Here is a 13458-nt window from a genome sequence, read left to right on the forward strand (position 1 = left end):
TCAGATTCAGCGCGCCAATCCATCCAGCAGCGGCACGCGCTGCGCAATGGCATCACCCACCTGCAGCTCGGCGTCGCCAGCCTCCAGTGGCAGCACCGCCAGCGCCAGCTCGCCGGCCACGCTGGCGATTGTGCCCAGCGTCGCGCCGTCCTGCTGCACGCCATCGCCGGCACGTGCGGGTGCCGCGGTATGCAGCAGTTGCACCGCGCGCTTGGCCTTGCCGAGGAAATGGGTGCGGGCGACGATTTCCTGGCCGGGGTAGCAGCCTTTCTTCACGCTGTAGCCATTCAGGCGGTCCAGGCCCAGCTGCTGCGGGGTCCACACTTCGCGCTGGCTCTCTTCCAGCCGTGGCAGGCCGTAGCGCAGGTCGGCCTGGCGCCAAGCGAGAGCGAAGGCGGCCTCATCGGCTTCAGAACTGGCGGCGAACGCTTCGGCGCTGCCGATGCGCAGGGTGCGCGGCAGTGCATCGCTGCCCAGGTCCAGCTCCCAACCCTCATCTGCGGCCTGCGCAATCGCCGCGCCGCTGGCGGCCTCGGGCGCGGTGAAGGCGCCGGCAGCTGCCAGATCGCTGCGCACCTGTACCTTCACCTTGCGACGGAACACGAAGCGCTGCAGTTGCGACGCAATCGCATCGGCATCGCCGTCGGCCAGCACCAGCATCACGTGATCGTCGGCCAGCCGGAGCAGCTGGAACACCGCCAGAGTGCGGCCCTTGGCACTCAGCCAGGCACTCCACTGCCAGTGCAACAGGGGCAGGGCGGTGACATCGCTGCTGAACTGGGCGTGGGCGAAGGCGGCCGCATCCGGGCCCTGCAGGCTCAGCAGCTGGTGGCCGGGCAGGCGCGGATATCCGACGAAAGCAGGGGGCAGGTTGTCAGGCACGTGAACGAGGTCTAAAATTTGTGCGTTGCGAGACCGAACATGATAGGCCAAACAACCCCCACTCCCGACGACGAAACTGAAGCCCCGCTGGTCCCTGCGGCACCCGTGCCCGTGGAGCAGGAAAAGGCAGAAGAATTCGGCGGCCGCGGCGGACTTGATCCGGTGCGGTATGGCGATTGGGAGAAAAACGGACGCTGCATCGATTTCTGATCAGCATTGAGCCAACGCGGCCGCGTGCCGCCCAGCCGAGACAACGAGCCCAGCGAATGGCGACCAGACAACGCCCACTTTCCCCGCACCTTCAGGTGTATCGCTGGCAGATTCAGATGGCCACCTCGATCCTGCATCGAGCCACCGGCATCTTTCTGTCTGTTGGTGCCCTCATCATCGCTGCCGGCCTGCTGGCCCTGATGATGGGGCCCGAGTCCTGGAACTGCTTCACCGGCCATGCCGGGGCCTGGTATGGCCGCGTGTTCCTGTTCGCGTGGACATGGTCGTTCGCCTATCACCTGTGCAATGGCATCCGCCATGTGGTGCAGGACTTCGCCATTGGTTTCAGCATCCCCGCCTTCATCCGCAGCAGCTGGCTGTCGGTCATCGGCAGCCTGGTGATCACCCTGCTGGTGTGGGCCTATGTGATGTTCGGAGGTGCCGCGTGAGCAAGTTCCGTACCCCGTTGAAGAACGTGCGCGGCCTGGGCTCGGCCAAGACCGGCACCGAGCACTTCGTGCACCAGCGCCTGACCGCCGCCGCACTGGTGGTGCTGGGCATCTGGTTCCTGGTCTTCGTGCTGGGCCTGCTCGGCTCGGACTACGCGACCGCCGCCGCCGCCGTGGCCAAGCCGTGGAACGCTGTGCCGCTGATCGGCCTGCTGATCGCCATGTTTTGGCACGCGCAGCTCGGCATGCAGGTCGTGCTGGAAGACTATATCCACGAATCGCTGCTGGCCCTGGTGCTGCAGACCGCGGTGAAGTTCGTCGCCGTGCTCGGCATGATCGTCAGTGTGTTTGCGGTGGGCCGCATCGCCCTCGGCGTTGCCTGAGCCCAGGCACCTACACAGGAATCCAGATTAGATGTCCGCTTACAAGATCACCGAACACAAGTACGACATGGTCGTGGTCGGCGCCGGCGGTGCCGGCCTGCGCGCCACGTTCGGCCTGGCCGCCAAGGGCCTGCAGACCGTGTGCCTGACCAAGGTCTTCCCGACCCGTTCGCACACCGTTGCCGCCCAGGGCGGTATTTCGGCCGCACTCGGCAACATGGGCGAGGACGACTGGCGCTACCACTTCTTCGACACCATCAAGGGGTCGGACTGGCTGGGTGACCAGGACGCCATCGAGTACATGTGCCGTGAGGCCATCCCGGCCATCATCGAACTTGAACACTACGGCGTGCCGTTCTCGCGCACCGCCGAAGGCAAGATCTACCAGCGTCCGTTCGGTGGCATGACCACCAAGTACGGCGAAGGCCCGGCGGCGCAGCGTACCTGCGCGGCGGCCGACCGTACCGGCCACGCGATGCTGCACACCCTGTACCAGCAGTCGCTGAAGCACGATGCGCGCTTCATGATCGAGTACTTCGCGCTCGACCTGATCTTCGACGACGAAGGCGCCTGCCGCGGCGTGCTGGCCCTGGACATGTCCGATGGCACGCTGCACCTGTTCCGCGCCCAGGGCGTGGTGCTGGCCACCGGCGGCTACGGCCGTGCCTACTTCAGCGCCACCTCGGCGCACACCTGCACCGGCGACGGTGGCGGCCTGGCCATGCGTGCCGGCATCGCCATGCAGGACATGGAGTTCGTGCAGTTCCACCCGACCGGCATCTACGGCGCCGGCTGCCTGATCACCGAGGGTGTCCGCGGTGAAGGCGGCATCCTGCGCAACAGCAGCGGCGAGCGCTTCATGGAGCGCTATGCACCGCACTACAAGGACCTGGCCTCGCGCGACGTGGTCAGCCGTTCGATGACCATCGAGATCCGCGAAGGCCGCGGCGTCGGCGAGCACAAGGACCACATTCTGCTCGACCTGACCCACCTCGGCCCGGGCGTGATCGACGAGAAGCTGCCGGGCATCGCCGAGAGCGCTCGCATCTTCGCCGGCGTCGACGTGCACAAGCAGCCGATCCCGGTCATTCCGACCGTGCACTACAACATGGGCGGCATCCCGACCAACTACCACGGTGAAGTGGTGCAGAAGGTCGGCGACAACGACAACGCCGTGGTGCCGGGCCTGTACGCCATCGGCGAAGCGGCCTGCGTCTCCGTGCACGGCGCCAACCGCCTGGGCTCGAACTCGCTGCTCGACCTGGTGGTGTTCGGCCGTGCGGTGGCCAACCGCTGCGCCGAGACCATCAAGCCGGGTGCCGCGCACAAGCCGCTGCCGGCCGATGCCTGCGACAAGGCGCTGGGCCTGCTGGACAAGCTGCGCCACGCCAACGGCGATACCCCGACCTCGGTCATCCGCGACCGCATGCAGCGCACCATGCAGGCCGACGCGGCGGTCTTCCGCACCAGCCAGACGCTGAAGGAAGGCTGCGAGAAGATGGACAAGATCTTCGACTCGTTCCAGGACGTGAAGGTCTCCGACCGCTCGCTGGTCTGGAACTCGGACCTGATCGAGACCTACGAGCTGAACAACCTGCTGCTCAACGCGGTGGCGACGATCAACTCGGCCGAACAGCGCAAGGAAAGCCGTGGTGCGCATGCGCACGAGGACTATCCGGACCGCGACGACGTCAACTGGCAGAAGCACACCCTGGTCAGCGTCGACGAGAAGGGCAAGTGCAGCTTCGACTACCGTCCGGTGCACATGTACACGTTGACCGACGACGTGTCCGTGGTGCCGCCGAAGCCGCGCGTGTACTGATTCGACCCCGCCTACCATGCAATCCGCGCCCACGGGCGCGGGCCGCCTGAGCCAACGAGAGCAGCCATGGCCGAGTTTTCACTCCCCAAGAATTCCAAGATCACGAAGGGCAAGCACTTCCCCGTCAAGAACGGCGGCAAGAATGTGCGCACCTTCAAGATCTACCGCTGGAGTCCGGACGACGACAGCAACCCGCGCACCGATACCTATGAGGTCGATCTGGATGCGTGTGGCCCGATGGTCCTGGACGCCCTGATCAAGATCAAGAACGAGATCGACCCGACCCTGACCTTCCGCCGCTCGTGCCGCGAAGGCATCTGTGGTTCATGCGCGATGAACATCGACGGCACCAACACCCTGGCCTGCACCCGAGCCATCTCGGACTGCGGCAAGAAGGAAGTGCCGATCTACCCGTTGCCGCACATGAACGTGGTCAAGGATCTGGTTCCGGACCTGACCCACTTCTACGCGCAGTACGCCTCGATCAAGCCGTGGATCCGCACCCAGACTCCGGCACCGCCGGACCGCGAGCGCCTGCAGTCGCCGGAAGACCGCAAGAAGCTGGACGGCCTGTACGAGTGCATCCTGTGCGCCTGCTGCTCGACCAGCTGCCCGAGCTACTGGTGGAACGGCGAGCGTTACCTGGGCCCGGCAATCCTGCTGCAGGCCTACCGCTGGATCATCGACTCGCGCGATGAGGACACCGGTGCGCGCCTGGACGATCTGGAAGATCCGTTCAAGCTGTACCGCTGCCACACCATCATGAACTGCGCCCGTACCTGCCCGAAGGGCCTGAACCCGGCGCTGGCGATCGCCGAGATCAAGAAGCTGATGATGGAACGCCGCGCCTGATCAGGCCTGGCTGTACCCGGTAGAGCCACGCCATGCGTGGCTGCACCACCTCAGTAGAGCCACGCCATGCGTGGCTTTGCTGTATCTGGAGAAGCACGATGGAAGAAGACGTTCTGCTGAAGAAGCTGCGCTGGCGCTGCCGCCGCGGCATGCGTGAGCTGGATCAGCTGTTCGAGCGCTATCTCGACCACGAATGGCGCACTGCGCCGACCGAAGAGCGCGAGGTTTTCCTGTTCCTGCTCGACTGCGAGGACGATAAGTTGTGGCGCTGGTTCATGGGCTACGAGGCCTGTCCGCATGCGCACGCGATCCCCCTCATGCAGAAGATCCTCACCCTCAAGCCTTGAGTGGCGCCCTTCGAGGCTGCAGGCCGCCGCTCAGTTGGCGGTGCTGCTGGCCGCACCCTGGCTGTTGCGCGCCTCGGATCTGCCTGCGCGGCTGCTGATGCCCGCGCTGCTGCTGGCCTGGGGCGTCGGCTTGGCCGAACTGGCCTGGCGCCAGCGCAGGCCACGCGTACAGGTGCTTCTTGCGCCGCTTCCCGAACCACTGCAGGTGGCCGGGCAGGACGTTGATACGCCACGGCTGGTGGTGCGTGGCCCATGGCTGTTGTTGCTGTGGTGTGAGGATCGGCGCCGCCGGCGCCTGCTGTTCTGGCCCGATGTGCTCGATTCCGGGCAGCGACGTGAACTGCGACTGGCCGTGGCCGCACGCGGCGTTTCCCGTCGGCCCCGGTCAATGGCACCATAAGCTGAATTGACTGGCGTGCCTGCATGTTCAAACCCATTCCCGTGGCGATCGGCCTGCGCTACCTGCGTGCCAAGCGCCGCAACGGCTTCATCTCCTTCATCTCGATGGCATCGATCCTGGGCATCGCGCTCGGCGTTACGGTGCTGATCACCACCTTGGCCGTCATGAGCGGTTTCCAGAAGGAAATCCGCAGCCGCCTGCTGCAGATGACCGCGCACACCACCATCAGCCGCGACGGCGAACCGATGCCGGACTGGATGCGGGTGGTCGACGTGGCCAGGAAGGACCCGCGTGTGGCCGGCGCCGCACCGTACATCGAGATCCAGTCGATGATCAGCGGCCCGCGCGTGCAGGGCGCGATCATCCAGGGCATCGATCCGGCGCTGGAGCCGAACGTCTCGGTGATCGACAAGAAGATCACCAAGGGCAGCTATGACAGCCTCAAGCCGGGCAGCTTCAACCTGCTGCTGGGCAAGGAGCTGGCGATCTGGCTGGGCGTGGACGTTGGCGACCAGGTGCTGGTGACCTTTGCCGAAGTGCAGGGCACGCCGGCCGGCGCGGTGCCGCGGATGAAACGCTTCACCGTCAGTGGCCTCTTCGAGGCCGGCTACAACGAGGTCGATCGCGGCGTCGGCTTCGCCAACATGCAGGACCTGGAGCGCGTGCTGCGCAGCGACGGTGCCACCGGCGTGCGCCTGAAACTGCACGACATGGACCGCTCGCTGGAGGTGGGCGTGGATCTTGCGCAGAACCTCGGTGGCGCCTACCGCGTAAGCGACTGGACCCAGCAGAATGCCAACCTCTACCACTCACTGCGCATGGAAAAGGTGGTGATGGGCATCCTGCTGTCGCTGATCATCGCCATGGGTGCGTTCAACCTGGTGTCTTCGCAGGTGATGCTGGTGACCGACAAGCAGGCCGACATCGCCATCCTGCGCACCCTCGGCCTGACCCCGGGTGGCGTGATGCAGGTGTTCATGGTGCAGGGTTCGCTGATCGGCATCTTCGGTACGCTGGCTGGCCTGATCGGCGGCATCACCCTGACCCTCAACCTGGAACGCATCCTCGGCGCCATCGAGAGCGTGTTCAACGTCAAGCTGCTGCCGGAGGATGTGTACTACATCACCGGCCTGCCGACCGACATGCAGACGGGCGACGTGGTGGCGATCACCGTGGTCGCGCTGCTGATGAGCTTCCTGGCCACCCTGTATCCCGCCTGGCGGGCAGCACGCACCCAGCCGGCGGAGGCCCTGCGTTATGAATAAGGTCTTCAACCGTGGCGACGAAGTGATCCGTGCCGAAGCACTGGGCAAGACCTACGCTGAAGGGCGCATGCAGACCCCGGTGTTCGATGGGCTGGACCTGACCGTGACCGCCGGCGAAACGGTGGCGATCATCGGTGCCTCCGGCGCCGGCAAGAGCACGCTGTTGCACCTGCTGGGTGGCCTGGACATTCCCACTGCCGGTGAGGTCTATGTGACCGGCCAGCGCATGTCGGCGCTGTCGGACACCGCGCGCGGCCTGCTGCGCAACCAGGCGCTGGGCTTCGTCTACCAGTTCCATCACCTGCTGCCGGAGTTCACCGCGCTGGAAAACGTGATGATGCCGGTGCTGCTGGCTGGCACCGCGGTGGCCGAAGCGAGCAGCCGCGCCACCATGCTGCTGGAAGCGGTCGGCCTCGGCCATCGCTTGGACCACAAGCCGGGCGAGCTGTCCGGCGGCGAGCGGCAGCGTGCTGCGGTGGCGCGGGCACTGGTCAATCACCCAGCCTGCGTGCTGGGCGACGAGCCTACCGGCAACCTGGATGACCGCACGGCGGCAACGGTGTTCGAGCTGATGCTTGAACTCAACCGCGCGCGCCATACCAGCCTGGTGCTGGTGACCCATGACCGCAGCCTGGCGCGTCGCCTGGACCGGGTGCTGGAACTGCGGGAAGGGCGCCTGCACGCACTGGCCCACGCCGACGTCTGAGGCGCTGGGCCCGCTTTGGTGGAAGCCGACCTGGGTCGGCTGCTCCTTGCAGGGCAAGCGCCAAGCAAGGTTGGCGTCTACCGTGGTCCGGCCAGCAGCCGCCGACCGGCGGCTGAATGGGCTGCCGGTCGTCGCGCCAGCGTTGCGAGCCCGGGCGCATGATGGCGACAGTTCCCCGAGGAGATCGCCATGAAGACCCCGATCCTGCTGGCCGGCCTCTGCCTCGCCCTGGTCGCCTGCGCGACCACCGGCCGGCTCAGCAGCGCCGAGAAGCTTGACCTTTACCGCGCCCACGCCGGTGCGCCGCAGAGCGACATGCAGTTCTTCGGCACCCTCAATGGCTGGACCGAACTGGGCGACAGCGCACTGGCGGTCTGGACGCGCCCGAGCGAGGCCTACCTGCTGGAGCTGAGAGGCCCCTGCCAGGACCTGCCGTATGCCACCGCCATCGGCCTGACCAGCCAGATGAATCGTGTTTCGGCGCGCTTCGACAAGGTGCTGGTGCGCGACCCTACCGGTGGCCCGCGCATGCCGTGCTTCATCGACAGCATCCGCAAGCTGGATGTGAAGGCGCTGCGCGCGTCCGAGCAGGAGCTGCGACAGGCGCAGGTGCAGGAGCGCGAGGAAAACACGAAATAACGCGGTAGTGCCGGGCGCTGGCCGGCAACTTGGCATGCGCGATGCCGGCCAGCGGCCGGCACTACCTGTGGGTCAGGCTTCCGGGGTGAAGCCAGCCGGCTTCTCTGCGTCCTTCTCGAACAGGAACTTGACCAGTTCGCCTTCAAGAAACGCACGATGCTCCGGGGTGCGCGGCGACAGCCGGTTCTCGTTGATCAGCATGGTCTGGTGCGCCAGCCATGCGGTCCAGGCCTGCTTGCCGATGTTGTTGAAGATGCGCTGGCCCAGCTCGCCGGGGTAGGGCACGAAGTCCAGGCCCTCGGCATCGCGTTGTTCGTACTGGCAGAAGACGGTTCGGGGCATGGCACTCACTCGTGGTTGCGGGATTTCTTGGAAGTTCGTTTTGGCGTCCTGATCGTGGCGCCGTCGAGCAGTTTGCGGATCGGCGCTGGCAGGCCCAATGCGGGTAGCTCGTCGTTGGCGACCCAGCGCAGCGTGGGTTCTTCCACGCGCAGGCCGCGCACCTTCCGTGACAATATCTGCAGGTGCAGCCTGTAGTGGCTGAAGGTGTGCTGCAGCACCGGCAGTTCCTCTGCATCTTCCAGCGAGCCGTCGACATGTGCGTCGAACCAGTCCTGCAGGTCGCTGCCGGCCTCCGCCTGCGGCAGCGTCCACAGCTGCGCCCAGATGCCGGTGTCCGGCCGCTTCTGCAGCAGCACGCGCTGCTGGGCGTCACGCAGCAGCAGAGCCACGGCTTCGCGCTCGGGCAGGGTCTTGCTGGGCTTGGGCGTGGGCAGTTCAGCGGTGCGGCCTTCGCGGCGTGCCACGCACGTGTCCTGCAGCGGGCAGATGACGCAGGCGGGCTTGGCCCGGCTGCATACGGACGCGCCCAGGTCCATTTGTGCCTGGGTGTAATCGGCCATGCGACCGGCCGGCACCTTCGCCACGTGTGCCTCGGCGATCGCCCATAGCTGCTTTTCGATGACTGGCAGGCCGGGGAAGCCGTCGATGCCGTGATAGCGGCTGAGCACGCGCTTGACGTTGCCGTCAAGGATCGCGAACGGGTCGTTCCAGGCCTGGCTGAGGATCGCGCCAGCGGTGCTGCGGCCAATGCCGGGCAGGGCATGCAATGCATCGAAATCGCGCGGCAGGTCGCCGCCGTGCAGTTCCACGCAGCGCTTTGCAGCGGCATGCAGGTTACGCGCACGGGCGTAGTAGCCAAGCCCTGCCCACTGCGCCATCACCGCGTCATTGCTGGCGGCGGCGAGGTCGGGCAGGGTCGGGAAGTGCTGCAGGAACCGCAGGAAGTACGGGATGACCGTGGTCACCTGGGTCTGCTGCAGCATGATCTCCGACAACCAGACCCTGTAAGGGCTGCGCGGGTGCTGCCAGGGCAGGTCGTGGCGGCCGTGGTCGTCGAACCAGTGCAGCAGGCGAGCGATGAAGTCGTCTTGCTGGGGGTTGTCGGCGCTGGCGTGCGGCTGGCGGGGCATGGGTGTTCCGGGGAAGGCAGCCACCCGTAGGGTGGCTCTACTGGATTGCGGTTGCGGTGCAGTAGAGCCACGCCATGCGTGGCTGCACGGTGTATCAGGCGCCCAGCGCTTCGGGCAGCAGGGCGTCGACGAAGGCTTCCGGGTCGAACACGCGCAGGTCTTCCGGGCGCTCGCCGATGCCGGCAAAGCGGATCGGAATGCCGAACTCGCGGGCCAGTGCGAACACCACGCCGCCCTTGGCAGTGCCGTCCAGCTTGGTCACCACCAGGCCGGTCACGTTCACCGCAGCATTGAACTGGCGCAGCTGCGACAGCGCGTTCTGGCCGGTGGTGCCATCGATCACCATCAGCACTTCGTGCGGGGCGGTGGGATCGATCTTGCCGAGCACGCGGCGGATCTTGCCCAGCTCGTTCATCAGGCCGGACTGGGTGTGCAGGCGGCCGGCGGTATCGGCGATCAGCACCGAGGTGCCACGGGCCTTGCCGGCCTGCAGCGCGTCGAACGCCACCGACGCGGCATCGGCGTTCTGCCCCTGCGCGACCACGGCCACGCCGTTGCGCTCGCCCCAAGCCTGCAGCTGCGCCACGGCAGCGGCACGGAAGGTATCGCCGGCGGCCAGCATCAGGCTGTGGCCATCATCCTTGAAGCGCTTGGCCAGCTTGCCGATGGTGGTGGTCTTGCCGACACCATTGACGCCGACGGTGAGCACCACGAAGGGCTTGGCGTTGCGGTCGATCACCAGCGGCTTGGCGACCGGTTGCAGGATCGCGATCAGCTCGGCGCGCAGCGCGGCCAGCAGTGCATTGGCATCAGCGAACTCGCGCGACTTCATGCGCTTGCGCAGGCCCTCGACCAGATCGGTAGTGGCACCCACGCCGACGTCGGCAGTGATCAGTGCGGTTTCCAGTTCGTCCAGCAGGTCGTCGTCGAGCTTGGGATTGCGCGAGAACAGGCCACCGAAGCTGCGCGCGATGACGCTGTTGCGCAGGCGCTCGCGCCAGCCGGGCTTGCCGGCCGGGGCTGGCGGGGCATCCACCAGAGCTGGCAGGTCGGCGGCCGGGGCGGTTGGTTCCTCGACCGGAATGACCGGAGCCAGAGGGGCCAGCACGGCGGCCGCAGCCAGCACTTCGGCCTGGACGTCCTCCGGCGCGGTGACCGGCTGCGCAGCCGGTACGGCAGGCCATTCGGCGACGGGCGCCGGTTCCGGTACAGGTGCCGGTGCTGCGGCTTCGACTACCGGGATCGTGGCGGCGTCTTCGGCCGGGGCGGCTGACGGGAACGCCGCCGCCAGCTCTTCAGCCGAGTAGTGCTGGGTCTTGGGTGCCTCCGCGGCGGGGGCATCCTGGGGCTTCTTGCGGCGGAAAAAACTGAGCATTGGCAAAAGGCGCTGAAATCAGGGGGATATGCTACCACTCGGGCCTGTCGGGCTGATGTGGACTCAAGGTCGCGGCCCGCCGGCCGTTAACCGGTCCGAAGGGCTGCGCAGCGCGGCCCGGAGACCGCCATGAACGACGTGATGGGAATCGCTCTCGGCGGGATGCGCGCGGCCCACCAGGGCGTGCAGGTGGCCGCGTACAACGTGGCCAACCTGGCGACTCCTGATGCCCGACGCCTGCAACTGCTGCGCAGTGAGGCGGAGCAGGGCGGGGTGCAGGCCGCGATGACCCCTGCCGACGCCGATGCTGGCGCGCCATTGGGGGACCTGCTGGCGGCGAAAGCCGAGGTGGTGGCCTTCGCCGCCAATGCCATGGTGATACGGCGCCAGGACCAGATGCTGGGTTCGCTGCTGGATCGGGAGGTCTGAGCCGCCCGGCTTTGGTGGGTGTCAACCTGGGTTGACACGCTCCCCCCTGGTAGGTGCCAACCTTGGTTGGCACGCTTTTGGGGCGCCAACCAAGGTTGGCCTCTGCCAGGGCTGCAGTGCCAACCAAGGTTGGCACCTACCAGAGCATCGCCGGGCCATGCCCGGCGACCACCGCCTCGATCAGGCCGACAACTCCAGCAGCAGCTTGTTCAGGCGCGCCACATAGGCGCCGGGGTCCTTCAGGCTGTCACCGGCGGCCAGTGCGGCCTGGTCGAACAGCACCCGGCCGAGATCATCGAAGCGTGCGCCGTCGGCTTCTGCATCCAGCTTGGCGATCAGCGGATGGCCCGGATTGATCTCCAGCACCGGCTTGCTGTCCGGCACCTTCTGCCCGCTGGCTTCCAGGATCTGGCGCATCTGCAGGCCCAGGTCCTGTTGGCCGATGGCCAGCACCGCCGGCGAATCGGTCAGGCGGTGCGAGACGCGCACGTCGGCCACGTCATCGCCCAGTACCGTCTTCAGGCGCTCGACCAGGCCCTGCTTGTCCTTGGCCGCCGCTTCCTGTTCCTGCTTGTCCGCTTCGGTTTCCAGCGCGCCCAGGTCGAGGTCGCCACGGGCGATGTCGACGAAGCCCTTGCCGTCGAAATCGGTCAGGTAGCCCATCAGCCACTCGTCGATGCGGTCGGTCAGCAGCAGCACTTCCACGCCCTTCTTGCGGAACACCTCCAGGTGCGGGCTGTTGCGTACCTGGCTGTAGCTCTCGCCGGTCAGGTAATAGATCTTGTCCTGGCCTTCGCTCATGCGGCCGAGGTAATCGGCCAGCGACACAGTCTGTGCATCGCCGTCGCCACGGGTGGAGGCGAAGCGCAGCAGCCCGGCCACCTTCTCACGGTTGTTGTAGTCCTCGGCCGGGCCTTCCTTCAGCACCTGGCCGAATTCCTTCCAGAACGTGGCGTACTGCTCCGGCTTGTCGGTGGCCAGCTTTTCCAGCATGTCCAGCGAACGCTTGGTCAGCGCGGCCTTCATCGAATCGATGACCGGGCCGGACTGCAGGATCTCGCGCGAGACGTTCAGCGAAAGGTCGTTGGAATCGACCACGCCCTTGATGAAGCGCAGGTACAGCGGCAGGAACTGCTCGGCCTGGTCCATCACGAACACGCGCTGCACATACAGCTTCAGGCCCTTGGGCGCATCACGGTGATACAGGTCGAACGGCGCGCGGCCAGGCACGTACAGCAGCGAGGTGTACTCCAGCTTGCCTTCGACCTTGTTGTGGCTCCACGCCAGCGGATCGCTGTGATCGTGTGCAACGTGCTTGTAGAACTCGGTGTACTCGGCGTCGCTGATCTCGGTGCGCGGACGGGTCCACAGCGCGCTTGCACGGTTGACGGTTTCCCATTCGGCCGCGGCGCCTTCTTCGCCACCTTCCTTCGGCATCTGGATCGGCAGGCCGATATGGTCCGAGTACTTCTTGAGGATGCTGCGCAGGCGCCAGCCATCGGCGAAGCCGTGCTCGCCGTCCTTCAGGTGCAGCACGATGCGGGTACCGCGCTCGGCCTTGTCGACGGTGGCCACTTGGAAATCGCCTTCGCCGCGCGAGGTCCAGCGCACGCCTTCGCCTGCGGCCAGGCCGGCGCGGCGCGAGGTCACTTCCACTTCGTCGGCAACGATGAAGGCGCTGTAGAAGCCGACGCCGAACTGGCCGATCAGCTGCGAATCCTTCTTCTGGTCGCCGGACAGCTGGCGCAGGAAGTCGCCGGTGCCGGACTTGGCAATCGTGCCCAGGTGGGCGATGGCTTCGGCGCGGCTCATGCCGATGCCGTTGTCGTCGATGGTGATGGTATGGGCGGAGGGATCGAAGCTGACGCGCACGCGCAGTTCGCTGTCGCCTTCCAGCAGCGCCGGCTGGGTCAGGGCCTCGAAGCGCAGCTTGTCGGCGGCGTCGGCAGCGTTGGAGACCAGCTCGCGGAGGAAAATTTCCTTGTTGGAGTACAGCGAGTGGATCATCAGCTGCAGCAGCTGCTTGACTTCGGTCTGGAAGCCAAGGGTTTCGGTCTGGATGGTGTCGGTCATCGATAGGGCTCCATGTGCAATGCCGCGCCAGCGCGTGCGGCCTCGCCAAGGGGTATGGCTGATTGTCCCGAAATCAAGGGGTTGGTCGGCCGGGCTTGCAGCCCTGCACCTGCAGAGGCCGATGCAACAGCAACAGCAACAGCAATAGCGGGCG

At 66.3% G+C, this 13458-nt stretch carries 16 protein-coding genes; 11 read left to right on the top strand and 5 right to left on the bottom strand.

What is annotated here, in order from left to right:
• Positions 1 to 6: 6 nt before the first annotated feature.
• On the bottom strand, positions 7 to 882 hold the full coding sequence (locus tag N5C25_RS18875) for a folate-binding protein YgfZ (protein WP_058980280.1): 876 nt from the start codon (positions 880 to 882) through the stop codon (positions 7 to 9).
• A 39-nt stretch (positions 883 to 921) separates the two neighbouring features.
• On the opposite strand from N5C25_RS18875, the gene N5C25_RS18880 reads away from it, so the two are divergent.
• From N5C25_RS18880 to N5C25_RS18925, 10 genes are all read left to right on the top strand, one after another.
• On the top strand, positions 922 to 1092 hold the full coding sequence (locus N5C25_RS18880; RefSeq protein ID WP_074901279.1) for a DUF1674 domain-containing protein: 171 nt from the start codon (positions 922 to 924) through the stop codon (positions 1090 to 1092).
• Between the two features lie 56 nt (positions 1093 to 1148).
• On the top strand, positions 1149 to 1541 hold the full coding sequence (gene sdhC, locus N5C25_RS18885) for a succinate dehydrogenase, cytochrome b556 subunit (RefSeq protein ID WP_005416132.1): 393 nt from the start codon (positions 1149 to 1151) through the stop codon (positions 1539 to 1541).
• The gene (sdhD, locus tag N5C25_RS18890; RefSeq protein ID WP_005409077.1) at positions 1538 to 1924 is read left to right on the top strand and encodes a succinate dehydrogenase, hydrophobic membrane anchor protein; all 387 of its coding nucleotides are present in this window, start codon (positions 1538 to 1540) and stop codon (positions 1922 to 1924) included. The genes sdhC and sdhD overlap by 4 nt, the downstream gene beginning before the upstream one ends.
• 31 nt (positions 1925 to 1955) lie before the next feature.
• The gene (gene sdhA / locus N5C25_RS18895; protein WP_014036803.1) at positions 1956 to 3746 is read left to right on the top strand and encodes a succinate dehydrogenase flavoprotein subunit; all 1791 of its coding nucleotides are present in this window, start codon (positions 1956 to 1958) and stop codon (positions 3744 to 3746) included.
• A gap of 66 nt (positions 3747 to 3812) precedes the next feature.
• Complete coding sequence (locus N5C25_RS18900) at positions 3813 to 4598, top strand: succinate dehydrogenase iron-sulfur subunit (RefSeq protein ID WP_005409079.1); 786 nt, start codon at positions 3813 to 3815, stop codon at positions 4596 to 4598.
• Between the two features lie 98 nt (positions 4599 to 4696).
• A complete protein-coding gene (locus N5C25_RS18905) occupies positions 4697 to 4945 on the top strand; it encodes a succinate dehydrogenase assembly factor 2 (protein WP_019661201.1) in 249 nt (82 codons plus the stop codon).
• Positions 4896 to 5345, top strand: coding sequence for a hypothetical protein (locus N5C25_RS18910; RefSeq protein ID WP_021202023.1), 450 nt, complete (start codon positions 4896 to 4898; stop codon positions 5343 to 5345). The genes N5C25_RS18905 and N5C25_RS18910 overlap by 50 nt, the downstream gene beginning before the upstream one ends.
• A gap of 23 nt (positions 5346 to 5368) precedes the next feature.
• Positions 5369 to 6610: a lipoprotein-releasing ABC transporter permease subunit gene (locus N5C25_RS18915; RefSeq protein WP_019661203.1), complete on the top strand. Its 1242-nt coding sequence runs from the start codon at positions 5369 to 5371 to the stop codon at positions 6608 to 6610.
• Positions 6603 to 7316, top strand: coding sequence for a lipoprotein-releasing ABC transporter ATP-binding protein LolD (gene lolD, locus N5C25_RS18920; RefSeq protein ID WP_019661204.1), 714 nt, complete (start codon positions 6603 to 6605; stop codon positions 7314 to 7316). The genes N5C25_RS18915 and lolD overlap by 8 nt, the downstream gene beginning before the upstream one ends.
• A 189-nt stretch (positions 7317 to 7505) precedes the next feature.
• Positions 7506 to 7955 (top strand): DUF6491 family protein, encoded by a 450-nt coding sequence (locus N5C25_RS18925; protein ID WP_058980281.1) that lies wholly within the window; start codon positions 7506 to 7508, stop codon positions 7953 to 7955.
• Positions 7956 to 8027: 72 nt separating this feature from the next.
• On the opposite strand, the gene N5C25_RS18930 is transcribed toward N5C25_RS18925, so the two are convergent.
• From N5C25_RS18930 to ftsY, 3 genes are all read right to left on the bottom strand, one after another.
• Positions 8028 to 8297 carry an oxidative damage protection protein gene (locus tag N5C25_RS18930; protein WP_058980282.1) on the bottom strand — a complete coding sequence of 90 codons (270 nt, stop codon included), beginning with the start codon at positions 8295 to 8297 and terminating at the stop codon, positions 8028 to 8030.
• A 5-nt stretch (positions 8298 to 8302) separates the two neighbouring features.
• Positions 8303 to 9427, bottom strand: coding sequence for an A/G-specific adenine glycosylase (gene mutY, locus N5C25_RS18935; protein WP_019661207.1), 1125 nt, complete (start codon positions 9425 to 9427; stop codon positions 8303 to 8305).
• A 94-nt stretch (positions 9428 to 9521) separates the two neighbouring features.
• Positions 9522 to 10802, bottom strand: a complete 1281-nt coding sequence (gene ftsY, locus N5C25_RS18940) for a signal recognition particle-docking protein FtsY (protein WP_251103408.1) — start codon at positions 10800 to 10802, stop codon at positions 9522 to 9524.
• A gap of 129 nt (positions 10803 to 10931) precedes the next feature.
• On the opposite strand from ftsY, the gene N5C25_RS18945 reads away from it, so the two are divergent.
• The gene (locus N5C25_RS18945) at positions 10932 to 11231 is read left to right on the top strand and encodes a hypothetical protein (RefSeq protein WP_058980284.1); all 300 of its coding nucleotides are present in this window, start codon (positions 10932 to 10934) and stop codon (positions 11229 to 11231) included.
• A 180-nt stretch (positions 11232 to 11411) separates the two neighbouring features.
• On the opposite strand, the gene htpG is transcribed toward N5C25_RS18945, so the two are convergent.
• Positions 11412 to 13304 carry a molecular chaperone HtpG gene (gene htpG / locus N5C25_RS18950; protein WP_251103409.1) on the bottom strand — a complete coding sequence of 631 codons (1893 nt, stop codon included), beginning with the start codon at positions 13302 to 13304 and terminating at the stop codon, positions 11412 to 11414.
• Between the last annotated feature and the right edge of the window lie 154 nt (positions 13305 to 13458).

The organism is Stenotrophomonas sp. GD03958 (genome assembly GCF_029839005.1).
Classification (GTDB): Bacteria; Pseudomonadota; Gammaproteobacteria; order Xanthomonadales; family Xanthomonadaceae; genus Stenotrophomonas; species Stenotrophomonas hibiscicola.

What these genes read in the sequence shown, in the direction of transcription:
- N5C25_RS18880 (WP_074901279.1), top strand. Translation starts at nt 922, where the DNA reads ATGATAGGCCAAACAACCCCCACTCCCGACGACGAAACTGAAGCCCCG.
- sdhC (WP_005416132.1), top strand. Translation starts at nt 1,149, where the DNA reads ATGGCGACCAGACAACGCCCACTTTCCCCGCACCTTCAGGTGTATCGC.
- sdhA (WP_014036803.1), top strand. Translation starts at nt 1,956, where the DNA reads ATGTCCGCTTACAAGATCACCGAACACAAGTACGACATGGTCGTGGTC.
- N5C25_RS18900 (WP_005409079.1), top strand. Translation starts at nt 3,813, where the DNA reads ATGGCCGAGTTTTCACTCCCCAAGAATTCCAAGATCACGAAGGGCAAG.
- N5C25_RS18905 (WP_019661201.1), top strand. Translation starts at nt 4,697, where the DNA reads ATGGAAGAAGACGTTCTGCTGAAGAAGCTGCGCTGGCGCTGCCGCCGC.
- N5C25_RS18910 (WP_021202023.1), top strand. Translation starts at nt 4,896, where the DNA reads ATGCGCACGCGATCCCCCTCATGCAGAAGATCCTCACCCTCAAGCCTT.
- N5C25_RS18915 (WP_019661203.1), top strand. Translation starts at nt 5,369, where the DNA reads ATGTTCAAACCCATTCCCGTGGCGATCGGCCTGCGCTACCTGCGTGCC.
- lolD (WP_019661204.1), top strand. Translation starts at nt 6,603, where the DNA reads ATGAATAAGGTCTTCAACCGTGGCGACGAAGTGATCCGTGCCGAAGCA.
- N5C25_RS18925 (WP_058980281.1), top strand. Translation starts at nt 7,506, where the DNA reads ATGAAGACCCCGATCCTGCTGGCCGGCCTCTGCCTCGCCCTGGTCGCC.
- N5C25_RS18930 (WP_058980282.1), bottom strand. Translation starts at nt 8,297, where the DNA reads ATGCCCCGAACCGTCTTCTGCCAGTACGAACAACGCGATGCCGAGGGC.
- mutY (WP_019661207.1), bottom strand. Translation starts at nt 9,427, where the DNA reads ATGCCCCGCCAGCCGCACGCCAGCGCCGACAACCCCCAGCAAGACGAC.
- ftsY (WP_251103408.1), bottom strand. Translation starts at nt 10,802, where the DNA reads ATGCTCAGTTTTTTCCGCCGCAAGAAGCCCCAGGATGCCCCCGCCGCG.
- N5C25_RS18945 (WP_058980284.1), top strand. Translation starts at nt 10,932, where the DNA reads ATGAACGACGTGATGGGAATCGCTCTCGGCGGGATGCGCGCGGCCCAC.
- htpG (WP_251103409.1), bottom strand. Translation starts at nt 13,304, where the DNA reads ATGACCGACACCATCCAGACCGAAACCCTTGGCTTCCAGACCGAAGTC.